This is a genomic window from Rhizobium sp. TRM96647 (genome assembly GCF_025780115.1).
Lineage (GTDB): Bacteria > Pseudomonadota > Alphaproteobacteria > Rhizobiales > Rhizobiaceae > Mycoplana.
In genome coordinates this window covers 167,977-189,263 of sequence record NZ_JAOXHF010000008.1, presented here as the reverse complement: position 1 = coordinate 189,263, position 21,287 = coordinate 167,977, and the positions used below count along the sequence as shown (strand labels likewise).

Here is a 21,287-nt window from a genome sequence, read left to right as displayed (position 1 = left end):
CGTCAATGATCTCGCATCAGTGTGCGGGAACCCATTGCGGGGATAAGGGGAGTGGCGGAAATGTTTGACTGGACTTCCGCGACCCGAATCCGCTTATCCTTGCGCCTCTGAAATGGAGTGGCAAAGATGGCGCAGGCGGTTGCGGGAGACACGGGCGGACATTCGGCGGGGGGCGGCGTCCAGTTCGTCCATCTGCGTGTCCATTCGGCCTATTCGCTGCTGGAAGGCGCGCTGCCGATCAAGAAGATCCTCGGCAAGGCCGTCTCCGACAGCCAGCCGGCGATTGCGATCACCGACACCAACAACCTGTTTGCCGCGCTCGAATTCTCCCAGAAGGCCGTGGGCGACGGCATCCAGCCGCTGATCGGCTGCCAACTGTCGATCGACATGGAAGACGAGGGCGAGGGCGAGCGTCGCGGTCCGTCGCAGGCGCTGGCCAAACTGCCGTCGATCGTCATCCTGGTCGCGACCGACGCCGGCTATGCCCGCCTGATGGATCTCGTCAGCCGCGCCTATCTCGGCGGCGAGGGCAGCGGCCATTCGGTGCACCTCATGCGCTCGTGGCTGGAGGAGGGGACGGACGGCCTGATAGCGCTGACCGGCGCCTCGTCCGGCCCGGTCGACATGGCGCTTTCCGCGGGCCAGCCGGCGGCCGCCGAGGCGCGGCTTCTGGAACTGAAGCGCCTGTTCGGCGACCGGCTCTATGTCGAACTGCAGCGGCACGCGGACTATGACCGCAAGCACGAGCGACGGATGATCGATCTGGCCTATCGGCACGATCTGCCGCTGGTGGCGACGAACGAGCCGTTCTTTCCGACGCCGGAGGAATATGAGGCGCATGACGCCCTGATGGCGGTCGCCCACAATGCGATGGTGTCGGACGACAACCGTTTCCGGCTTTCGCCCGACCACTACCTGAAGAGCCGTTCGGCCATGGCGGCGCTGTTCGCCGATCTGCCGGAAGCGCTGGAGAACACCGTCGAGATCGCGAAGCGCTGCTCCTTCGTCCTGAAGACGCGCGCGCCTATCCTGCCGCGCTTCACCGGCGCCACCGACGACGCGGAGGAGGCCGAGCGCGCCGAGGCGGCGGAATTGCGCCGCCAGGCCGTCGAAGGGCTCGAAGGGCGCATGGCCGCACTCGGCCTGTCGCCGGGCTACAGCGAACAGGACTACCGCGAACGGCTGGATTTCGAGCTGGGCGTAATCGAGCGGATGAAGTTTCCGGGCTACTTCCTGATCGTCGCCGACTTCATCAAGTGGGCCAAGCAGCAGAACATCCCGGTCGGGCCGGGGCGTGGTTCGGGGGCGGGTTCGCTCGTCGCCTATGCGCTGACGATCACCGACGTCGATCCGCTCCGCTTCTCGCTGCTGTTCGAGCGCTTCCTCAATCCCGAGCGCGTCTCGATGCCGGACTTCGACATCGATTTCTGCCAGGACCGCCGCGAGGAAGTGATCCGCTACGTCCAGCGCAAGTACGGCCGCGAGCAGGTGGCGCAGATCATCACCTTCGGTTCGCTGCAGGCGCGCGCGGCCTTGCGCGACGTCGGCCGCGTGCTCGAGATGCCCTACGGCCAGGTCGACAAGATCTGCAAGCTGGTGCCGAACAACCCGGCCAATCCGACGCCGCTCTCCAAGGCGATCGAGGAGGAGCCGAAGCTTCTGGAGGAGGCGGAAAAGGAGCCGGTCGTCGGCCGCCTGCTCGATATCGCCCAGAAGATCGAGGGCCTCTACCGCCACGCTTCGACCCATGCCGCCGGCATCGTCATCGGCGACAGGCCGCTGTCGCAACTGGTGCCGATGTACCGCGATCCGCGCTCCGACATGCCGGTGACCCAGTTCAACATGAAATGGGTCGAGCAGGCGGGGCTGGTGAAGTTCGACTTCCTCGGCCTGAAGACGCTGACGGTGCTGAAGACCGCAGTCGACTTCATCCGCAAGCGCGACATCGAGGTCGCGCTGGAGAGCCTGCCGCTCGACGACCGGCTCACCTACGAGATGCTCTCGCGCGGCGAGACGGTGGGCGTGTTCCAGGTGGAAAGTGCCGGCATGCGCAAGGCGCTGATCGGCATGCGGCCCGACTGCATCGAGGACATCATCGCGCTCGTCGCGCTCTACCGTCCGGGCCCGATGGAGAACATCCCGACCTACAACGCCCGCAAGCACGGGGAGGAGGAGATCGAATCGGTCCATCCCTCCATCGACTACCTGCTGAAGGAAACGCAGGGTGTCATCGTCTACCAGGAACAGGTGATGCAGATCGCCCAGGTACTGTCCGGATATTCGCTCGGGGAAGCCGACCTTCTGCGCCGCGCCATGGGCAAGAAGATCAAGGCCGAGATGGACCAGCAGAGCGAGCGCTTTGTCGATGGCGCCGTCAAGAACGGGGTCTCCAAGCCGCAGGCGAAGAACATCTTCGAACTGCTCGCCAAGTTCGCCAACTACGGCTTCAACAAGAGCCACGCGGCCGCCTACGCCATCGTCTCCTACCAGACGGCCTATCTGAAGGCGCATTATCCGGTCGAGTTCCTCGCCGCGTCGATGACCTACGACATGGCCAACTCCGACAAGCTGAACGATTTCCGCCAGGACGCCGGTCGGCTCGGCATCACCGTCGTTCCGCCGTCGATTCAGACCTCCTATGCCCATTTCGAGACCGGCGAGAAGAAGATCTATTACGCGCTCGCCGCCATCAAGGGCGTCGGCGAGGCCGCGGTCCACCATATCGTCGAGGTGCGCGGCGACCGGCCGTTTGAGAGCCTGGAGGATTTCTGCCTCAGGATCGACCCGAAGCTCGTCAACCGCCGCACCTTCGAAAGCCTGATCTGCGCCGGCGCCTTCGATGGCTTCGGCCACGACCGCGCAGCCCTGATCGCCGGCCTCGACCGGCTCATCGGCTATGCCCAGCGGGCGCAGGAGAACAAGACCAGTGGCCAGAGCGACATGTTTGGGGCAGGGGCTGCGACCGGGCCGGAGGTGATCTCGTTCCCCTCCTACGCGCCCTGGCTGGCGTCCGAGAAGCTGCACCGCGAGTTCCAGGTGCTCGGCTTCTATCTCTCCGCCCACCCGCTCGACACCTACAACGCCATGCTCGCCAAGATGCGCGTCCAGAATTTCGCCGATTTCGCCGTCGCCGTGAAGCAGGGGGCGACCGCCGGCCGCCTGGCCGGCACGGTCACCTCCAAGCAGGAGCGCAAGACCCGCACCGGCAACAAGATGGGCATCGTCGCCTTCTCCGATGCCTCCGGCCAGTTCGAGGCGGTGCTGTTTTCCGAGATGCTGCACCAGTACCGCGACCTGCTGGAGCCGGGAAAGTCGCTGGTGATGACGGTGCAGGCGGAAGAGCGCCCGGAAGGCATCGGGCTGAGGATCCAGACGCTGCGGTCCCTGGAAGAGGAAGCGCTGCAGCAGCAGAAGGCGCTGCGCGTCTTCGTCCGCGATTCGGGTCCCTTGCGCTCCATCGCCGCCCACCTGAACGCCAGGGGCGACGGCCTCGTCTCCTTCATCGTCATCAAGGACAATGGCGAGCGCGAGATCGAGGTGGAACTCGGCGAGCGCTACCGCATCTCGCCCGAGATCGCCGCCGCCCTGCGCTCCGCCCCGGGCGTCATCGATGTCGAGATGGTGTGAGCGCACCCACCGGCAATCTGCGCAAAACCGCGGCAGCCCCTTGATTGCACCCGCCCTGTCGGTTACCGACGATCACAGGCGGACGTGGCGAAACTGGTAGACGCAAGGGACTTAAAATCCCTCGGAGTGATCCGTACGGGTTCGACCCCCGTCGTCCGCACCACCTGCCTGCCATGCCGGCGCACGCCGCTCTCGTCCCCTCCGCCTACTGCGGCGAAATCGAGAACTTCTGGTCCGACAGCGCCACCGCGCCGCTGATGGCGTCGCGGAAGCGGTAGCGGACGACGTAGTCACCCTGTGGCGGGCCTTCGGCGCTGAGGGTGAGCGTGAGCTTGGCGAAGATCTCCTGGTTGCGCATGAAGCCGCGATAGGTGAAGGAACCGAAGGCCTTCTTCTCCGCCAGCGTCTCGCCCTTGGCGTTCAGGAGTTCCAGGTCGACGGTGAACTGCGCCTCCACCTTGCCACCATCGACCGGCCGCCAGGACAGCCCGACCGGCTCGACATAGGAGATCAGCGGCTCGCCGGTCTTGTAGACGGCGTTCGGGCGCGGCGTGTACATGCCGTAGCCTTCCGGCGGCTCGGTGACGAAGGTGGCCTTGCCGATCGAAAACGGCAGGCCCGACGAGAAGGCGCCGTAGGCCTCGCGCATCGCCTCATGCGCGCCGACGGGATTGCCGGACGTCGCCATCTGCTCCGCCTTGGTGGCGGCATCGACCAGCGGGCCGGCCGCGGCCGGCAGGGAGAGGAGGCTGAAGACGGCGGCAAACGTCGATGCGGGCAAAGGGGACATTGCGGGCATTCTTCCTCCCTCGGATCGTGGCGGAAGGATGCGCAGATGCCGGCGGGCAGTCAAGCGCCGGCAAGGCACAGGCCCGAAACCGGGCCTGAAGGCGGATCCGGTACCGTTTCAGCTCTTCCAGAACAGTGGGGTCAGGATGACGAGCACGGTCAGGACCTCGAGACGGCCGAGCAGCATCAGGAAGGACAGGAGATAGAGGGCCGGGTCGCTCATGCCGGCGAAGGTGCCGGCCGGGCCGATCGACGGCGTGACGCCGGGGCCGACGTTGGAAAGGGCGGTCGCCGAGGCCGAGATCGCGGTCAGCGCGTCATAGCCCATCAACCCGAGAAACAGGCCGCCGGCAAAGCAGATCATCATATAGGAGATGAAGAACAGGAAGACGTTGCGCTGCACGTCCGCGTCCACCGTGATGGGACCGTAGCGTACGGCATGGATGCCGTTCGGATAGATGAGCCGGTAGAGGCCGGAGCGGACGAAATTGAACAGGATGATGATGCGGTAGGCCTTGATGCCGCCGGCGGTCGAGCCGGAGCAGCCGCCCATGAAGGTGGCGATGAAGGCGAGCACCACGATGAAATGGCCCCAGCTCGTATAGTCGTCGCTGGCAAAGCCCGTGGTCGACAGGATCGAGGTGACGGTGAAGAAGGCATGCGCCAGCGCCTCGTGGAAGGCCACGCCGTTTTCCAGCCGCTGGTAGAGGCTGGCGGCGACCGCGAAGAAGACGACATAGCCGACGAAGACGATGATCTGCGGGTCCTTCAGCGTGTCCAGCCGCCCGCGCACGATGAACAGGATCAGGATCGAGAACGGCAGGCTGCTGAGCGTCATGAAGAACGACGCCGCCCACAGCAAGGGCAGGCTGTCGTAGTAGCCGAAGGAAGCGTCGTGGGTCGAAAGCCCGCCGGTCGCCACCGTCGACATCGCGTGGTTGATCGCGTCGAAGCGATTCATGCCGAGCGCATTGTAGGCGATGGCGCAGACGACGGTGAGGAAGACGTAGATCAGGATGAAGGCGCGGGTATAGACCGCCATGCGGGCAAACGGCTTGTCGCCGCTGTCGGAGGATTCCAGCTTGAAGAAGGACAGCCCGCCGACGCGCAGATAGGGCATGATGAACAGCCCGAGCGCAAGGATGCCGATGCCGCCGAGCCAGTGCAGCAGCGACCGCCACATCAGGATGCCGGGCGGCGCATGGTCCAGCCCGACGATGATGGTGGAGCCGGTGGTGGTGACGGCGGAGACCGATTCGAAGACGGCCTCGGCGAAATCCAACTTCAGCGACGACATCCAGAACGGGATGGCGCCGATCAGGCAGCAGACCAGCCAGAGCAGGTTGACGACAAGGAAGCCCATCTTCTTGTTGAAGGGCGGCGGGCCGGCGCGCGTCGCCGCCGCCGTCGCAAGCGAGAGCCCGCCCATCATGAAGGCCGAGATCGCGAAGATCTTCCAGTCCTGGTGGCCGTAATAGAGGTCGGTCACCATCGGCAGCAGCATCGACAGCGACAGATAGAGACCACAGGTGGCGGCGATGTTGATGGCGGAGCGGTAGATCGTGGCGTTCAAAGTCGTCTCGTTCGCATGAGGCGGCGTCATGGGGCGGCGTCGCCGCCACGCTCCGCCCGGAAGAGGACGGGTGGCCTCCGCGGCTGCGATATGCAATAGCCTTTGGCAGGATCAAACTCAAGGATGCCGCAGGTCATGAAACAGGATGTGGAGCGCGCAACCGAAGCTCTGCGCACGCTTTTTCCCGAAACGCCGCTGCAGTTGAACGAGCACCTGAGCGCCCGCTACGGCGCGCAGGTCTACCTGAAGCGCGAGGATCTTACGCCGGTCCGGTCCTACAAGATCCGCGGCGCCTTCAACTTCTTCCGCAAGGTCATCGCCGGAAAGGGCGGGCAGGACAGTTTCGTCTGCGCATCGGCCGGCAACCATGCCCAGGGCTTTGCCTTCGTCTGCCGCCATTTCGGCGTGAAGGGCACGGTGTTCATGCCGGTGACGACGCCGCAGCAGAAGATCGACAAGACCCGCATCTTCGGCGGCGAGTTCGTCGAGATCCGCCTCATCGGCGACATCTTCGACCAGTGCTACCGGGCCGCGCAGGAGCATGCGCGCGACACCGGCGCCGTCATGGTGCCGCCCTTCGACGATCCGGACGTCATCGAGGGGCAGGCGACGGTGGCGGCCGAAATCGCCGCACAGCTCGGCGACATCAGGCCCGATCTCGTCGTCCTGCCGGTCGGCGGCGGCGGGCTTGCGGCCGGGGTGACCGGCTATCTCTCCGACAGCGTGCCGCCGCAAGGCTTCGTCTTCTGCGAGCCGGAAGGCGCGCCGAGCCTGCGCCGCAGCCTGGAGGCGGGCGAGGTGGTTACCCTCGATCAGGTGGACAATTTCGTCGACGGCGCCGCCGTCGGCCGGATCGGCGATCTGAATTTCTCAGCCCTGCGCACCTTCGATGCCGGGCAGGCCATGCTGCTGTCGGAGAACGCGATCTGCGTCACCATCATCGACATGCTGAACGTCGAAGGCGTGGTGCTCGAGCCTGCGGGCGCGCTGTCGGTCACCGCGCTCGAGGCGCTGGGCCGCGAGCGGCTTGAGGGCAGGACCGTGGTCGCGGTCGTCTCGGGCGGCAATTTCGACTTCGAGCGGCTGCCCGACGTCAAGGAGCGGGCCATGCGCCACCGGGGCCTGAAGAAGTACTTCATCCTGCGCATGGCGCAGCGGCCCGGCGCGCTTCGCGACTTCCTCAACCTGCTCGGTCCCGAAGACGACATCTCCCGGTTCGAATATCTGAAGAAGTCGGCCCGCAACTTCGGCTCGATCCTGATCGGCATCGAGACGAAGTCGCCGCAGAACTTCGTCGCCCTGAAGGAGGCCTTCGACGGTGCCGGGCTGCGCTATCAGGACATCACCGAAAACGAGGTCCTCGCGAACCTGATCATCTGACCGCCGCCGGACATTTGCCAGGCCACCGCCTGGCCGGAAGCGGTTGACAGCCCTTCATGCTGTGTTACCACTCGGCCATGGCATCATTCTTTTCCAAGCTGTTCGGCCTTTCCGGCAAATCCGAAGCGCAGGCTCCGACGCCGGAAGATCGCGAGACCTATAACGAGCTCGTGCTCGTCGCGACGCCGATGCCGGAGGGATCGCAGTTCCGCCTGGCGGGACGCATCGAAAAGCACGGCGGCGAGGTCGTTCTGGTGCGCAGCTTCGTGCGCGCCGACGTCTTCACCAGCCGCGACGACACGGTGGCGGCCGCCTTCCGCAAGGCCCGGCAGATCGTCGACCAGCACGGCCCCTCGCTCTTTTCGGATGGCGAGCCGTCGCGCAACGTCTGATCGCGGCCGCAGCCTTTCCCGCAGCGCTCGCCAGGCTTCCGCAAATCGCCCTTGCATGCGCGCGAGAATCGGCGCCTGAGAGATAGGCGAGGGTCCAGACCCCTAAGATTTAAGACTATCTTTGCCGCCCGTTTCGCGGATAGCGTCGGCGCGGGGCGAAGAATTGATGCAGGTACGTGCATGGAATTCAACAACCTGATCCTGTTCTTCGTGGAGGCGCTCGTCTATTTCGCCTTCATGGTGACACTGCTCCACCAGCGTCATCGCATCGGCATCGGTGTGTTCATCACGGCCCTCGGCGTGATGCACTTCCTGGAGACCTATCTCGCCGCGGTCTTCTACGTGGAGCTTCCGTTCGGCGTGCTCTCGCCCGGCTCGTCCATCCTCTTCTCGGGCAAGCTGATGATGATCCTGCTGCTCTACATCAAGGAGGATGCGGGCATCGTCCGCGCGCCGATCTATGGCCTTCTCGCCGGAAATTTCCTGACGGTCCTGCTCGCCCTGATCCTGCAGCACCATGACACCGTCAGCGTCGTGCCGGGGCGGGTGGTCGACCTCTCCTTCATCGACGAGATGGGCTGGCTGATGTTGTGGGGCACGACGCTGCTCTACATCGATGCGCTCGCCATCATCCTGATCTACGAACGGCTCGGCCGGTCGAAGCGCATGCCGATCTGGCCGCGCCTGTTTTTCTCCGGCGCCGTCGTCCTGACCTTCGACCAGCTCGGTTTCTTCACCGTCCTGCATATACTGAACGCCGCCCCGCCGACGGTGCTGTGGGGCGGGTGGATCGCCAAGATGCTGGCGACGCTGGTCTTCGCCACGCTGACGACAGGCTACCTTAGCCTCGCCCGCATCTCCGCCATTCCCGTCTCCTCGCGCCCGATCGCCGACATCTTCAACGACCTGACCTTCCGCGAGCGCTACGAGGACCTCCTCGACCGGTCCGGGCGCGATGCGCTGACCGGCCTCTGGGACCGGAGCAGGCTGGAATATGAGGGGCAGCGCCTGTTGCAGTCATCGGTCATGGCCGGTTCGACGACGAGCCTGATGATTGTCGATGCCGATCACTTCAAGACGATCAACGACGATTTCGGCCATCTGGCCGGCGATCAGGTGCTGAAGACGACGGCGGCCGCGCTGCAGCAGAGCATGCGCAGCGGCGACCGGGTCTACCGCTTCGGCGGCGAGGAGTTCGTCGTCCTGTGCGAAGGGCTTTCCCATGGCGACACGGTGGCGCGCGCCGAGCAGATCCGCCGCGCCGTCGAGGCGCAGATCGTCCGCCCGGACGGTCGCCCGGTGACGGTCAGCATCGGCGTCGCAAGCAGCGATCACGACGGCACGACGTTGATTTCGCTGCTCACCGCCGCCGACGGCCGCCTCTATGCCGCCAAGCGCGGCGGCCGCAACAGGGTCGTCGGCAGGGACCCGTCAGAAGCCGACGTTCGGACGGTCGATGATTTCGCGTAGGGCGAAGCTGGAATTGATCTTGACCACATGGGGCAGGGCGGACAGCCAGTCCCGGTGGATACGCTCGTAGTCGGCCAGGTCCTTCGCCGCGATCCGCAGGATGTAGTCGTACTCGCCCGACATCAGGTAGCAGACGAGAACGTTCGGACAGAGCTTCACCGCCGCCTCGAATTCCGCCAGCGTCTTGGCGAACTGGCCGGACAGGGAGATGTGCACGATGGCGATCATCTTGTAGTCGAGCGCCTGCTGCGACAGATGCGCATGATAGCCGCTGATGACGCCGGACTTTTCCAGGATGTCGAGCCGGCGCGAACAGGCGGACGGCGACAGGCCGACGCGCTCGGCAAGTTCCGCATTCGAGATGCGCCCGTTCTGCTGAAGCAGGCGCAGCATGGCAGTATCTATCGAATCGAGCGCGCTCAACGCAGTTTCCTTCGAATGAAGCCAGTTTGGGCGCAAGGATAAATGGAAAATCGCAAGAAATCCAACCGTCTTCGCAAGGACATTGCGTTGCACTTCTGCTCCAATTGTCCGCCCGCAGGGAGTGGCGGGCGAGGCCGTGAGCCTCGGGATTTGGCTGCCAGCGAGAGAGGAACGCAAGCATGCGTGTCGGTTGCCCGAAGGAAATCAAGAACCATGAATATCGTGTGGGCCTGACGCCAGGTGCGGTGCGCGAATATGTGGCGCATGGCCACGAGGTGATCGTCGAGACGAAGGCCGGCGCCGGCATCGGCGCAGACGACGACGCCTACCGCGCCGCCGGCGCGAAGATCGTCGCCACCGCCCGCGACATCTTCGACAAGGCCGACATGGTCGTGAAGGTGAAGGAGCCGCAGCCCTCCGAATGGGCGCAGCTTCGCGACGGCCAGATCCTCTACACCTATCTGCACCTAGCGCCCGATCCGGAACAGACCAAGGGCCTGCTGCAGTCCGGCGTGACGGCGATCGCCTACGAGACGGTAACGGACGAGCGCGGCGGCCTGCCGCTGCTGGCGCCGATGTCGGAAGTGGCCGGTCGCCTGTCGATCCAGGCCGGCGCCACCGCGCTGCAGAAGGCCAATGGCGGCCGCGGCATCCTGCTCGGCGGCGTGCCGGGCGTGGAGCCCGCCAGGGTCGCCGTCATCGGCGGCGGCGTCGTCGGCCTGCATGCCGCCAGGATGGCCGCGGGGCTCGGCGCCGACATCACCATCCTAGACCGCTCGATCCCGCGCCTGCGCCAGCTGGACGACCTTTTCACCGGTCGCGTCCATACCCGTTATTCGACGATTGACGCGCTGGAGGAGGAGGTCTTCGCGGCCGATCTCGTCATCGGCGCGGTGCTGATTCCGGGCGCTGCCGCCCCCAAGCTCGTCAGCCGCGAGATGCTGTCGGGCATGAAGCGCGGCTCGGTGATCGTCGACGTGGCGATCGACCAGGGCGGCTGCTTCGAGACCTCGCACGCCACCACCCATTCGGAGCCGACCTACGACGTCGACGGCGTCATCCACTATTGCGTCGCCAATATGCCGGGCGCCGTGCCGATCACCTCCGCGCAGGCCCTGAACAACGCCACCCTGCACTATGGTCTGCAACTGGCCGATCGCGGGCTGAAGGCGATCGCCGAGGACCGCCACCTGCGCGCCGGTCTCAACGTCCATCGCGGCCGCATCACCAACAGGGCCGTCGCCGAGGCGCTGGGCTACGAGATGGCAGCACCGGAGGCTGTCCTCAACGTCGCCTGAGACGCCGTCCGGAATGATACGGACCAAGGCAACCGGCCCCGGAGGAATAGCCTCCGGGGCCGTTCGTATGGAACGGCATGCCGGCCCGGCCCGAGTGCCGGGCCCGACGGGCCACGGCCGTCAGGTGCGCACGATCTTGCACTGGTAGCAGTTGTTGCGCGCCGAGCGCACATGCACATAGGCGATGTCGATCCGGTCCAGCAGCGCCTCGGCATAGCCGGCGATCTCGCCGGTCGGGATCACGGCACCGGTGCCGTAGACGATGCGGTCGCGGTTGTCATATCCGCGGACGATATAGTCCCGGCTTTCCAGCATCGGCGGCAGCCCGGGCCCGGCATAGGCAGGGCAGGGTGCCGCGTGCAGGAAGATCGGGCCGGTCTCCGCATAGGGTTGCAGATCGGGGAAGGGGCGGTGGGCGAGGATCAGATAGGTCTCTCCGGCCATGACGCCGCTGAGGCAGTGCCGGCAGGGCACGCCGTCGCCGTCGGAGACCGCCCGCTCCGGCGCCATGCCATAGGCATCCGGGCCGCCGTTCCAATAGGCGGTTGCGGTCTCGGTCGGAAGGGGAAGGAACTGGACGGGCATTGTGGCTCTCCGGTGGACGTGGAGCAAGGATGCTCCCGATCCCATTCCGGCGACACCCGATTCCGGCACCCGGCTTCAGTGTGGGCGGCGGGCGGCCGCACCTCGGACTTTCCGGTAGCGCTGGTCGCAGATTTTCAGGAGCGAGACCGGCCCGATGCCCGGGCGCCGGATGCAGATGTCGACCATGACCCGCGCCACGTTCCGATAATAGGCCTCGTTTCGCTGCGCGGCGCGCACGATCTTGTCGTGGCTCTCCCGTGCCCGGTCATAGGCGGCCTTGTCGGGGCCGAAGGGCAGCAACCGGCGCAGGGCGAGGAACCGCTCCTGGCGTTCGATATGGCTGACCCGGTCCTGTCGCGCCAGCGCCAGCCTTGCGGCGGCGGCAAAGACGAAGTCGCCGCTGTTCTCCCGCCAGACCCGCCGCAGCCTTCTAGGGCAGGAGGCCAAATAGGCGCGCAGCAGCGCCCGGCGCGTCCGCTCGCTTCGGCAGAACGGCCGCAGCAGCGTCGCCGCCAGCTCGATGCCGGCAAGGTCGTAGGCCATGAGCTCGTAGTCGATCAGGCCCACGGAGCCGTCGGCATCGACGATGATGTTGTCGCCGTAGAGGTCGCCATGCGTCAGTTGCGTGGCCGAAAGCGTCTCGAGCCGCGCCAGGCTTGCCCGGATCCAGTCCCGCTGGGCCTCGGTCAACCTGTCTTCGGCTGCCAGATAGGCCTCGTGCGGCAAGGTCGGATGCCGGTGCTGGAACAGCGCGCGGCGCGGTTCGCCGGTCAGCGCATTGAGGCGCGCCATCGTCTTGCCCAGCGAGATCAGGCGCCCGGCGTCCGGTCGCCGCTCCAACGGCCGGCCGGGCAGGTAGGAAAGCGCCAGCCAGTTGCCGTGGCGCAGCCGTTCGCCGGGGCTCGATGTCCGCGCGCAGATGCTCTGGACGGAAAGTCCCGCCCGTTCGAGCCGGCCGAGCGCCTCCTCGAACCGCGCCATGGCGCGCCGGAAGCGGAAGCGGTAGAGAACGTAGGTCTGCCCCTCGAGCTTCACGATCCGCTTCTGCAGGTGGAAACGCCACTTCCTGTGCAGGACGACGGCGTGCCCTGAGAGCAGTTCGCTGATACTGGGATGGGCGCTCTTCATGCGAAGGGGAACGATCCTGTTATGGCTGCCGTCGGGCGGCATCCCGATGGCGGCGCCCGTATATGGCTCAAACCGGTCCGCGTTTCCAGTCGCAAGCCGAAGCATCCCCGCCTTTCCGGAAACCCTGGCCGAAGGAGAAGCGGGATCCGTCAGCCGCGCCGCGCCAGTTCGAGGAGTTCGGCGTCCGACAGGGGCATGACGACGTCGTCGCGGGTGCGCACCGGCGAGAAGCCGAACATCTGGTAGAGCTGCAGAGCGCGGGGATGGTCGAGATTGTTGGTGGTGACCTCCAGCGCCCTCGGCTCGGAGGCCCAGGCGGCATAGAGCGTCTGCAGCAGGAACCACTTGCCGAGCCCGAGCCCGAGCGCCCGCTCGAACAAGCCGAAATGCACGAGCTCAGTCGTCTCGGCATCGTGCTGGAACAGCTCGAAGAAGCCCGCCGGCGCGCCGTCGACATAGAGCACGGTGACGTTGGTGCGCTTGTCGTGCAGGATTGCCGAGAGTGCGGCGTCGTCCATCCGCAGCCGGTCGACCCAGTGCCAGCGCCGGCCGACCTGGGTGTAAAGGAAGCGATAGTAGGCGGCCGGGATCTCCGGCACGCGCATGATCGCGGTCTGGATGTTGACCGGCATCGGCAGGCTCTGCTTGGGCGGCGCCGTCATGCGCAGTTCGGTGATGTGGACCGGCAGCGGTGCCGGCCTGGCAGCGGTGGCCATCGGCTCAGCCCCGCCCCGTGACGACCGGCGTATCCTCGCGCGCGCCCCATTCGGACCACGAGCCGTCATAGAGCGTGTTGTTCTCGTGGCCGAGCGATTGCAGCGCCAGCGTGATGATCGCCGCGGTCAGGCCCGAGCCGCAGGTGGTGACGACCGGCCGGTCGAGGTCGATCCCGGCCGCCTCGAATGTCGCTTTCAGGGCGTCGAGGTCCTTCAGCCGGCCATCGACCGAGAAGACGCCCGAGGGAAGGCTGCGGGCGCCGGGCATGTGGCCCGAGCGCATGCCGGCGCGCGGTTCGGCTTCCTCGCCCGCGAAGCGGCCGAGGCTGCGGGCATCGGCGATCTGGCGGCCGCCCGTCGAGGCGATCGCAAACATCTCGTCGAAGGAGGTGACCGCGTCCGCCTTGAACCGCGGCCGGAAATGCCCCGGCTTCGGCTCCGGCAGGTCGGTCTGCAGCGGCCGGCCCTCCTTCTTCCAGCCGTCGAGGCCGCCATCCATCACGAACACGTTCTCAGCCCCCATGGTTCGCAGCAGCCACCACACGCGCGGCGCGGTGAAGATGCCGGGGCCGTCATAGACCACGATCGTGTCGGTGTCGGAGATGCCGAACTTTTCCATCGCGGCGGCGAAATCCTCCGGCGAGGGGATCGAATGCGGCAGGCCGGTCGAGTGATCGGCGATCGCGTCCTGGTCGTAGAAGACCGCCCCGGGCAGATGCCCGGCGGCATATTCGGCAGCGCCGTTGCGGTTCTGCGCGGGCAGGTACCACGAAGCGTCGATGATCCGGAATTCCGGAGCGCCCAGCTGCTTCTGGACCCAGTCGGCACTGACGACGAACTTGCTCTTTTCGGCGGTCACGAAGGCTTCTCCTCAAGGCGCAGGATCGGGCGCGCCGAACTTGATGCGGAAGCGCCGGTTCTCCTTGCCCTTTTTCTCGATCTTCGAAATGTGGATGGCCCCGACCTCCTGCGTCTCGGAGACATGCGTGCCGCCGCAGGGCTGGCTGTCGACCGCCGAGTTCTCGCCGATGCAGACGAGGCTGACCCGGCCGAGCCCGATCGGCGGGCGCACGTTCTTCGATTTCACGATGCCCGGATTGGCGGCAAGCTCTTCGTCTGTGATCCACTGGACGTAGACGGGGTGGTTCTCGTCCACGAGCTGCATCAGCCGCGCCGTCACCTCGTCCTTGTCGATCGTCTCGCTCATGTCGAAATCGACGCGGCTCTCGTCTTCGCCGACCGCCGCCCCGGTGATCGGGAAGGGGCAGACGACGGAGAGCAGGTGGCAGGCCGTGTGCATGCGCATCAGCCGGTAGCGGCGCGGCCAGTCCACGTGCAGCACCAGCGTCTCGCCCACGGCGGGAAGCAGGCCGGGCTCGAGCGGGCGGTGCAGGATGATGTCCTTCGTTGGGCCGTGCACGGTCGGGCCCAGCGCGATCCGGCTGCCGTCGGCGCGCTCGAGAAAGCCGGTATCGCCCGGCTGCCCGCCCGAGGTGGCATAGAAGCAGGTCTGGTCGAACTCGATGCCGCCGTCCTCGTGAACCGCCGTGACGATGGCCTCGGCGGTGGAAAGATAGAAATCGTCACGGAAGAGCGCGGCAACGGGCTTCGTCATCGATCACGCAACAGCCTGGTAGGGGACCTTGATCGTCGATGTCGCCTTCAGCCATGCCGGTACCGGCAGGCCCTTCGAATCGAGGAAGTCCGGGTTGAACAGTTTGGACTGGTAGCGGTTACCATAGTCGCACAGGATCGTCACGATCGTATGGCCGGGGCCGAGATCCTTTGCCAGCCGGATGGCGCCGGCAATGTTGATCCCGGTCGAACCGCCGACGCAGATGCCCTCGTGCTCGATCAGGTCGAAGACCAGCGGAACCGCCTCGGAATCAGGGATCTGGTAGGAGAAGTCGGGCGTGAAGCCCTCCAGGTTGGCGGTGATCCGGCCCTGGCCGATGCCCTCGGTGATCGAGCTTCCCGACGAAGCGAGCTCGCCATGGGCATAGTAGTTGTAGAGGGCGGCGCCGTCGGGGTCGGCAAGGCCGATCTTGATCGCCGGGTTCCTGGCGCGCAGGCCGGCGGCGACGCCGGCAAGCGTCCCGCCCGAACCGACGGCGCAGATGAAGCCGTCCACCTTGCCGTCGGTGTCGCGCCAGATCTCCGGCGCCGTCGTTTCGACGTGGGCGTCGCGGTTGGCGACGTTGTCGAACTGGTTGGCCCAGATCGCCCCGTTCGGCTCGCTCGCCGCCAGTTGCTCGGCCAGCCGGCCGGACAGCTTCACGTAGTTGTTGGGGTTCTTGTAGGGAACGGCCGGAACCTCGACCAGTTCCGCGCCAAGCAGCCGCAGCGCGTCCTTCTTCTCCTGGCTCTGCGTCTCCGGGATGACGATGACGGTGCGGTAGCCGAGCGCCTGCGCAACAAGGGCAAGGCCGATGCCGGTGTTGCCGGCGGTGCCTTCCACGATGATGCCGCCCGGGCGCAACTGTCCGGCCTTTTCCGCCGCCCGGATGATCGAGAGCGCCGCGCGGTCCTTCACCGACTGGCCCGGGTTGAGAAACTCCGCCTTGCCCAGGATGGTGCACCCGGTCGCCTCCGAGGCGCGCTTCAGCCTGATGAGCGGGGTGTTGCCGATTGCGTCCAATACCGAAGGAAGAATTGCCATTGTCCGCGACCTCGCACTTTGACGTCCTAGATTAGGCAGCGACTTTTCGGATCGCAAGCAATGGTTTGCAAGAAAATCTGTTCGCCGTTTCGAGGCCTTGGAGACAAATTTTGGCCGAGCGACCGCCGGCCCCGGAGCCATCACCGGCATGCAGGACCGTGACCCGCCGCATTTCGGGAGGTCCTGACCCTAGTCCTTCGGCATCGCCTCGTTGATGATCTTCGACAGGCTGTAGAGCCGCTGCTCGATCAGCGTCGGGACCTCGCAGACGAAGGTCAGCGACTGGACGCGCTCCTCGAAGATGCGGGTCTCCCATGCCAGTTGCTGGTCGTGCCTGGCGAGCACTGTCGGGTCGGTATCGGGCGTGGCGTGCAACTTGTCGATCTCCGCGGCCTTCCGCCTGATATCCGCCGCAAGGTCCCGTTGCTTTCCCGCATAGCGGGCGATGCCGGAGATGATCTGGCCGCGCTCGATGTTGATCCTGTCGAACACCGCCATGAACAGCTGCTCCAGCTTTTCGTGCACCTGCTCCTGCGGCAGTGTCGCCGCAAAGTCGGAAACCTGCTTGCGCGCATTTTCGATCGCATTGCTGCGCTTGGTGAGCTCGGCGGCGAGATCGGACAGCCGCGCATCCTTTCCCCAGTCCTTGGCGCTCTCGGGGATCGCCTCGCCGTTCCACACCTGCGCGATCGAAAGTTCGGGCACCTTGCGCTGGATGCACGGCCAGTCCGGATCGGTGTTTGCCGCGGCACGAACCGCCGGCGGCGCCGACAGGGTGACGAGCAGCGGAACGAGAAAAATGAACCGGTTCATTGGCTTCCTCCCATGTCCTGCTTGCGGACGGTCAGGCCGCGCGCAGGATTGTAGGCCAGGATGGCTGCGCCCAGCAGGGCGAGTGTGACAGCCATCACGACGACAAGCGATGTCCATTCGATGCGCGCATAGAAGGCGAACCGGATGAGTTCGACCGCGTAGGTGAACGGGTTCAGGAGGCATATCTTGTAGAGCAGGGGGCTCGACTCCTGGACCCGCCAGAGCGGGTAGAGCGCGGAGGACGCGAAATACATCGGAAAGATCACGAAATTCATGATCCCGGCGAAATTCTCCAGCTGCTTGACGAGGGACGACAGCAGCATGCCGAGCGCTCCGAGCATCAATCCCGCGAGGAAGAGCGCCGGCAGGATCATCACATAGCCCGCGACCGGCGCCTTGACGTCCCAGAACCAGGCGATCGCCAGGAAGGCGTAGACCTGCAGCAGGGAGACGCCGACCCCCGCCAGGAGCTTCGACACCAGCAGGTACCAGCGCGGAAAGGGGCTGACGAGCAGGATGCGCATGTTGCCCATCTCGCGGTCATAGACCATCGATAGCGAGGACTGCATGCCGCTGAAGAGAAGGATCATCCCGCACAGTCCGGGCGTGATGTAGACCTCGTAGAGAACATAGGTCTCGTAGGGTGGAATGATCGAGACGCCGAGCACCTGCCGGAAGCCGGCCGCGAAGATGAAGAGCCAGAGCAGGGGGCGGACCAGCGAGGAGACGAAACGCTCCTTCTGCGAGAGATACCGCAGCCATTCCCGCACGAGAATGCCTTTCAGGCAGACGATGTACTGGCTGGTTGTGAAGCCCGTCCATTTCTCCCGCGGCAAGCCGGCGACGTCGGTCGCGTCGGTCATGGCCTTCCTCCCCGGACGTTCATGTCCGTGATGCCGGTCAGCTTCGAGAAGGCCTGGTTGATGGTCTCCGTTCCCGTGTTCGACAGAATGGTCGCCACCGGGCCGTCGGCGACCAGTTTCCCCTTGTCGAGAACGAGAACCTGGTCGGCCTGGCCGATCTCGTCGATCAGGTGGGTCGCCCAGAGCACGCTGATCCCGTCCCGCTCCACGAGCGCGCGGATGTCCTTCAGGATGGTCGCGCGGGACTTGATGTCGAGCCCCACCGTCGCTTCGTCGAGAAGCAGCAGCGACGGCCGGTGCAGCAGGGCGCGGATGATCTCGACGCGGCGGACCTGCCCGCCGGAAAGGCCGCGCACCTTCTCCTCGATGCGGTCGCTGAGGTCGATCGAATGGAGCAGTTCGTCGATCCGCTGCCGCGCCACGCGCGTTCCGATGCCGTGCAGGGCGGCGTGGTAGAGGAGGTTCTGCCGCACGGTGAGGTCGAGATCGAGGGTGCGGGCCTGGAAGACGATGCCGAGACGCCTCAGCGCCTGCCCCGAATTCCGGTCGATATCATGGCCGAAGACGCGAATGCGGCCCGTCCGCGGCGAAAACAGATGGCTGACGAGCGAGAACAGCGTCGTCTTGCCGGCGCCGTTGAGCCCCAGAAGCACGGTGAACCGCGACGGCTCTATGGAAAACGAGACGTCGTCGAGCGCCTTTCTCTGTCCGTAATTGTAGCTGACCGAAGCGAGCTCGAGAGCGGCGGCTGCCGCTCTCTCCTCGGTTCGGGGCGTTTCGGGTGAACGCGATTGCAGTTTCATCGAATGTGCCTCTTGCAGGCTGCGGCCTGGCCGCAGCCTGCCGGAACTGACCTTACTTGATGATGATCTTGCCGGTCATGCCCTTGTCCGCGAGATCGGGGACCGACCATGTATATTCACCCGGCCGCACCGTCGTGAACTGCACGTTGATCGTTCCCTCCGCATCGAATTCCAGCCAGGCGGGGGCGCCGTTCATGTGGATCTCGAGGTCGTTGATGACGATCTGGTTCATCCAGACATTGCGGAACAGATCGGTCAGGAACTTGTATTCGAGGCCGGCCGCAGAGGTGATCTTCCACCGGTAGCCCTGTCCCGCGATGAGCTCGAAGTCCTTCTGGTTGACGGCGAAGTTGTCGTCCTTCGATCCGAGGATCAGTTCCGGAACGTTCTGGCTGGCCCGCGTGACCTTGGGCGCGTCGTCGTCATCGTCGTCATCGTCGGACTGCGCAAGGGCCGGATGCTGCATGGAAAGTGCGCCGGCTACGAGTGCGGCAAAGGCAATGACTTTGAATTTCGACATGGTTTCCTCCCATTGAAAATTGAAAATACGGATCAGTTCGGGGCGACCGTCACGCCCCAGGGCAGCGCGCCGACGGTGACGGACTTGATGGGCTCGTCGGTCGCGGTATCGATGAAGGTGATATCGTTCGAAAGGCCGTTGGTGCTGATCAGATGCTTGCCGTCCGGCGTGAACGCCAGCTGCCAGACACGCTGCCCGACGAGAATGTATTTCTCGACCTCGTAGGTTTCGGTGTTGACGACGGCCACCCGGTTGGCCGGGCCGAGCGCGACATAGGCCTTCTTGCCGTCGGCGGAGATCCGTACGCCCACCGGCTGGATGGCCTCCGAGCGCAGGCCCTGGATCTCGAACGTGACCTTCTCGACGACTTCCCTCGACGCATTGTCGATGACGGAGACCGTGCCGCCGATTTCGGCGGATATCCAGACCTGCGAGCCGTCCGGCGTGAACTCGGCGAAGCGCGGGCGCGAATCGACGAGCACGTTGGCCACGATCTCATGGCTCGAGGTGTCGATGAAATGCGCCATGTTGGTGGTCTCGGAGGTGTTCACCATGGTCTTGCCGTCGGGGCTGATGCCCATGCCCTCCGGCTCCACGCCGACCGGTATCTCGGTGATCACGCGCTTTTTTTCGACGTCGATGACGGTGACGAGATTGTCGTCCTCGTTGGCGACGTAGAGGGTCTTGCCGTCCGGCGAGAGCACGAACAGCTCCGGATCCGGGCCGGATGGCAGCGATCCGATGATCTCGTGCGTGGCCGTGTCGATGATCTCGACCGTGTCGTCGTCGCTGGCGCAGACATAGAGATGCTTCCCGTCATGGGAAATGGTGATGCCGCGCGGCCGCTGCCCCACATTGATGGTCTTCGTCACCTCCATCGTCTTGGAATCGACGACGGTGACGGTGTTGTCCTTTTCGTTGGAGACGTAGACGGCATTGGCCCAGGCCGGTCCCGTCTGGATGACAGTCGCGATCGTTCCCGCGAGCAGGTAAGCAAGTCTGTTCATTCTTTCCTCCCATTCCCTTTTATCAATTCAGTTTGCAGGCCGTTTCCGGCTGGTCCACCCCCAAAGTGTCGAGTTCGGAAAATTGATGAAGAAACCCCTCCTGCGGCGAGGTGGAGACCACGCCGCGGCCATCGCCGAGGAAGATCGGCTGGCGAAGCTGCCAGTTCCACCGGCGGAAGCCCACCTTCTGGCCCTTGAAGGCGGCCAGCGAGAAATTCTCGTCCTTGATGAAGGCCTCGATCTTTGCGGTGTCGTTGCTGCTGGTCCGCGTCGCCGCGTCGCCGAGGATGCGGACGGCCGTCCAGGCCTGCATGTCCTTGCTGAGCATGCGCCGTCCGGTGGCCTTTTCGAACCGGCCCTGGATCTGCGAGCCGCCCCATTGCTCGCTGGCCGGATGCCAGGAGGAGGCGATGAGGCCGGCAGTCCCGGCGACCGGCCGCGGATCCCAGGTCCGGTAGGGGACATAGCTGCCGAAGACCTCGCTCTCGTCGGCGACGATGACGACGTCGTGCGCCGGCAGGTTCTGCGTGAAGACCGGCATCTGCCGCTGCACCTGAACGACGCCGCTGTCGGTCCTGCGGGCCGTGCCGGTGTCCTCGTAGAGCCGTTCCTCGACGATCTTGGCGCCGAAGCGCTTTGCCGCCCGCCGGATCGCATCCGCATAGAGCTGGTCCGGCTCGTGCGAACCGTAGAGAAGCACCCAGGTGCGCCACTGCTTCCAGACCAGATACTGGGCGAGGCCGTCGGCCAGCATCGTGCGCGTCGGTGCCGTGTGGAAGACGTTGGAGCGGCATTCCTGCTCGCGCAAGACGTCGTCGGTGGAACCGACGTTGAAGAGAAGTACGCCGTTTTCCCTGGCGAGATCGGCGATGGAGAGCAACTGGCTGGCCGAGATGTCGGTCAGCACGTATTTCTCGCCGCGCGCCAACATTTCCCTGAATACCGGGACGACATCCTCGTCGAGCTTCGTCTGGACCACGTCCAGACTGAAGGACTGGCCGAGAAAGCTTCCGGTTGTGTTGTTGTCGTTGATGGCGACGTTCGCCCCGGCGACGCCTTCATCCTCCGGGGGGATATCCAGCACCGAAAGGGCCAACTGCGGCTCGTAGGCCCTGAGATAGCCGATCCGGATTTCCGTCACGGGCTTGGCGGCGGGTTTCTGCTGCGCCATCGGTTCAGGCGCATTGACGAGCAGGAAAAAACAGGCGAGAAAAAATAGGAGAGTATTCGGCACCGTACTC

20 protein-coding genes and 1 tRNA gene are annotated in these 21,287 nt (G+C 65.2%); 6 read left to right on the top strand and 15 right to left on the bottom strand.

Annotated features, from left to right (window positions below; all coding sequences use genetic code 11):
• Positions 1-126: 126 nt before the first annotated feature.
• The gene (gene dnaE / locus OCK02_RS16585; protein ID WP_263814014.1) at positions 127-3,627 is read left to right on the top strand and encodes a DNA polymerase III subunit alpha; all 3,501 of its coding nucleotides are present in this window, start codon (positions 127-129) and stop codon (positions 3,625-3,627) included.
• Positions 3,628-3,705: 78 nt separating this feature from the next.
• Positions 3,706-3,790 (top strand) — tRNA-Leu (locus tag OCK02_RS16580).
• Positions 3,791-3,832: 42 nt separating this feature from the next.
• Here OCK02_RS16580 and OCK02_RS16575 read toward each other — a convergent pair.
• Together OCK02_RS16575 and OCK02_RS16570 are read right to left on the bottom strand one after the other, a co-directional pair.
• Entirely contained in the window at positions 3,833-4,417 is a 585-nt protein-coding gene (locus OCK02_RS16575; RefSeq protein ID WP_263814013.1) for a hypothetical protein, read from the bottom strand.
• 117 nt (positions 4,418-4,534) lie between these two features.
• Complete coding sequence (locus OCK02_RS16570; protein WP_263814081.1) at positions 4,535-5,989, bottom strand: TrkH family potassium uptake protein; 1,455 nt, start codon at positions 5,987-5,989, stop codon at positions 4,535-4,537.
• A 135-nt stretch (positions 5,990-6,124) separates the two neighbouring features.
• On the opposite strand from OCK02_RS16570, the gene ilvA reads away from it, so the two are divergent.
• The 3 genes from ilvA to OCK02_RS16555 all read left to right on the top strand — a co-directional run bounded on the left by ilvA (position 6,125) and on the right by OCK02_RS16555 (position 9,231).
• The gene (gene ilvA, locus OCK02_RS16565; RefSeq protein ID WP_263814012.1) at positions 6,125-7,369 is read left to right on the top strand and encodes a threonine ammonia-lyase; all 1,245 of its coding nucleotides are present in this window, start codon (positions 6,125-6,127) and stop codon (positions 7,367-7,369) included.
• A 77-nt stretch (positions 7,370-7,446) separates the two neighbouring features.
• Positions 7,447-7,761 carry an HlyU family transcriptional regulator gene (locus tag OCK02_RS16560; protein WP_263814011.1) on the top strand — a complete coding sequence of 105 codons (315 nt, stop codon included), beginning with the start codon at positions 7,447-7,449 and terminating at the stop codon, positions 7,759-7,761.
• A 180-nt stretch (positions 7,762-7,941) separates the two neighbouring features.
• Positions 7,942-9,231: a GGDEF domain-containing protein gene (locus OCK02_RS16555; RefSeq protein ID WP_263814010.1), complete on the top strand. Its 1,290-nt coding sequence runs from the start codon at positions 7,942-7,944 to the stop codon at positions 9,229-9,231.
• Here OCK02_RS16555 and OCK02_RS16550 read toward each other — a convergent pair.
• Positions 9,193-9,654 (bottom strand): Lrp/AsnC family transcriptional regulator, encoded by a 462-nt coding sequence (locus OCK02_RS16550; RefSeq protein WP_230804135.1) that lies wholly within the window; start codon positions 9,652-9,654, stop codon positions 9,193-9,195. The two genes, OCK02_RS16555 and OCK02_RS16550, sit on opposite strands and share 39 nt — an antisense overlap.
• Before the next feature lie 179 nt (positions 9,655-9,833).
• Here OCK02_RS16550 and ald point away from each other — a divergent pair, with 179 nt between their 5' ends.
• Positions 9,834-10,952, top strand: a complete 1,119-nt coding sequence (gene ald, locus OCK02_RS16545) for an alanine dehydrogenase (protein ID WP_263814009.1) — start codon at positions 9,834-9,836, stop codon at positions 10,950-10,952.
• Positions 10,953-11,072: 120 nt separating this feature from the next.
• On the opposite strand, the gene OCK02_RS16540 is transcribed toward ald, so the two are convergent.
• The 12 genes from OCK02_RS16540 to OCK02_RS16485 form a co-directional block, all read right to left on the bottom strand.
• Positions 11,073-11,537: a DUF1203 domain-containing protein gene (locus tag OCK02_RS16540; RefSeq protein ID WP_263814008.1), complete on the bottom strand. Its 465-nt coding sequence runs from the start codon at positions 11,535-11,537 to the stop codon at positions 11,073-11,075.
• A gap of 75 nt (positions 11,538-11,612) precedes the next feature.
• A complete protein-coding gene (locus OCK02_RS16535; RefSeq protein WP_263814007.1) occupies positions 11,613-12,665 on the bottom strand; it encodes a phosphotransferase enzyme family protein in 1,053 nt (350 codons plus the stop codon).
• Positions 12,666-12,814: 149 nt separating this feature from the next.
• The gene (locus tag OCK02_RS16530; RefSeq protein ID WP_263814006.1) at positions 12,815-13,381 is read right to left on the bottom strand and encodes a GNAT family N-acetyltransferase; all 567 of its coding nucleotides are present in this window, start codon (positions 13,379-13,381) and stop codon (positions 12,815-12,817) included.
• Positions 13,382-13,385: 4 nt separating this feature from the next.
• Entirely contained in the window at positions 13,386-14,240 is an 855-nt protein-coding gene (gene sseA / locus OCK02_RS16525) for a 3-mercaptopyruvate sulfurtransferase (protein ID WP_263814005.1), read from the bottom strand.
• Positions 14,241-14,252: 12 nt separating this feature from the next.
• On the bottom strand, positions 14,253-14,996 hold the full coding sequence (locus OCK02_RS16520) for an alanyl-tRNA editing protein (RefSeq protein WP_263814004.1): 744 nt from the start codon (positions 14,994-14,996) through the stop codon (positions 14,253-14,255).
• A 3-nt stretch (positions 14,997-14,999) separates the two neighbouring features.
• The gene (locus OCK02_RS16515; protein ID WP_263814003.1) at positions 15,000-16,040 is read right to left on the bottom strand and encodes a cysteine synthase A; all 1,041 of its coding nucleotides are present in this window, start codon (positions 16,038-16,040) and stop codon (positions 15,000-15,002) included.
• A 189-nt stretch (positions 16,041-16,229) separates the two neighbouring features.
• A complete protein-coding gene (locus OCK02_RS16510) occupies positions 16,230-16,853 on the bottom strand; it encodes a hypothetical protein (RefSeq protein WP_263814002.1) in 624 nt (207 codons plus the stop codon).
• Positions 16,850-17,716 (bottom strand): ABC transporter permease, encoded by an 867-nt coding sequence (locus OCK02_RS16505; protein ID WP_230804147.1) that lies wholly within the window; start codon positions 17,714-17,716, stop codon positions 16,850-16,852. Before OCK02_RS16505 ends, OCK02_RS16510 begins: the two co-directional genes overlap by 4 nt.
• Positions 17,713-18,519, bottom strand: coding sequence for an ABC transporter ATP-binding protein (locus OCK02_RS16500; protein ID WP_263814001.1), 807 nt, complete (start codon positions 18,517-18,519; stop codon positions 17,713-17,715). The genes OCK02_RS16505 and OCK02_RS16500 overlap by 4 nt, the downstream gene beginning before the upstream one ends.
• Positions 18,520-18,571: 52 nt before the next feature.
• Positions 18,572-19,039 carry a hypothetical protein gene (locus OCK02_RS16495; RefSeq protein WP_230804152.1) on the bottom strand — a complete coding sequence of 156 codons (468 nt, stop codon included), beginning with the start codon at positions 19,037-19,039 and terminating at the stop codon, positions 18,572-18,574.
• 32 nt (positions 19,040-19,071) lie between these two features.
• Entirely contained in the window at positions 19,072-20,046 is a 975-nt protein-coding gene (locus tag OCK02_RS16490) for a YVTN family beta-propeller repeat protein (RefSeq protein WP_263814000.1), read from the bottom strand.
• 22 nt (positions 20,047-20,068) lie between these two features.
• Positions 20,069-21,217, bottom strand: coding sequence for an ABC transporter substrate-binding protein (locus OCK02_RS16485; protein WP_263814080.1), 1,149 nt, complete (start codon positions 21,215-21,217; stop codon positions 20,069-20,071).
• Positions 21,218-21,287: the final 70 nt, after the last annotated feature.

What these genes read in the sequence shown, in the direction of transcription:
- OCK02_RS16500 (WP_263814001.1), bottom strand. Translation starts at nt 18,519, where the DNA reads ATGAAACTGCAATCGCGTTCACCCGAAACGCCCCGAACCGAGGAGAGA.
- dnaE (WP_263814014.1), top strand. Translation starts at nt 127, where the DNA reads ATGGCGCAGGCGGTTGCGGGAGACACGGGCGGACATTCGGCGGGGGGC.
- OCK02_RS16485 (WP_263814080.1), bottom strand. Translation starts at nt 21,217, where the DNA reads ATGGCGCAGCAGAAACCCGCCGCCAAGCCCGTGACGGAAATCCGGATC.
- ald (WP_263814009.1), top strand. Translation starts at nt 9,834, where the DNA reads ATGCGTGTCGGTTGCCCGAAGGAAATCAAGAACCATGAATATCGTGTG.
- OCK02_RS16505 (WP_230804147.1), bottom strand. Translation starts at nt 17,716, where the DNA reads ATGACCGACGCGACCGACGTCGCCGGCTTGCCGCGGGAGAAATGGACG.
- OCK02_RS16530 (WP_263814006.1), bottom strand. Translation starts at nt 13,381, where the DNA reads ATGGCCACCGCTGCCAGGCCGGCACCGCTGCCGGTCCACATCACCGAA.
- OCK02_RS16540 (WP_263814008.1), bottom strand. Translation starts at nt 11,537, where the DNA reads ATGCCCGTCCAGTTCCTTCCCCTTCCGACCGAGACCGCAACCGCCTAT.
- OCK02_RS16510 (WP_263814002.1), bottom strand. Translation starts at nt 16,853, where the DNA reads ATGAACCGGTTCATTTTTCTCGTTCCGCTGCTCGTCACCCTGTCGGCG.
- ilvA (WP_263814012.1), top strand. Translation starts at nt 6,125, where the DNA reads ATGAAACAGGATGTGGAGCGCGCAACCGAAGCTCTGCGCACGCTTTTT.
- OCK02_RS16535 (WP_263814007.1), bottom strand. Translation starts at nt 12,665, where the DNA reads ATGAAGAGCGCCCATCCCAGTATCAGCGAACTGCTCTCAGGGCACGCC.
- OCK02_RS16490 (WP_263814000.1), bottom strand. Translation starts at nt 20,046, where the DNA reads ATGAACAGACTTGCTTACCTGCTCGCGGGAACGATCGCGACTGTCATC.
- OCK02_RS16495 (WP_230804152.1), bottom strand. Translation starts at nt 19,039, where the DNA reads ATGTCGAAATTCAAAGTCATTGCCTTTGCCGCACTCGTAGCCGGCGCA.
- OCK02_RS16555 (WP_263814010.1), top strand. Translation starts at nt 7,942, where the DNA reads ATGGAATTCAACAACCTGATCCTGTTCTTCGTGGAGGCGCTCGTCTAT.
- OCK02_RS16515 (WP_263814003.1), bottom strand. Translation starts at nt 16,040, where the DNA reads ATGGCAATTCTTCCTTCGGTATTGGACGCAATCGGCAACACCCCGCTC.
- OCK02_RS16520 (WP_263814004.1), bottom strand. Translation starts at nt 14,996, where the DNA reads ATGACGAAGCCCGTTGCCGCGCTCTTCCGTGACGATTTCTATCTTTCC.
- OCK02_RS16560 (WP_263814011.1), top strand. Translation starts at nt 7,447, where the DNA reads ATGGCATCATTCTTTTCCAAGCTGTTCGGCCTTTCCGGCAAATCCGAA.
- OCK02_RS16575 (WP_263814013.1), bottom strand. Translation starts at nt 4,417, where the DNA reads ATGTCCCCTTTGCCCGCATCGACGTTTGCCGCCGTCTTCAGCCTCCTC.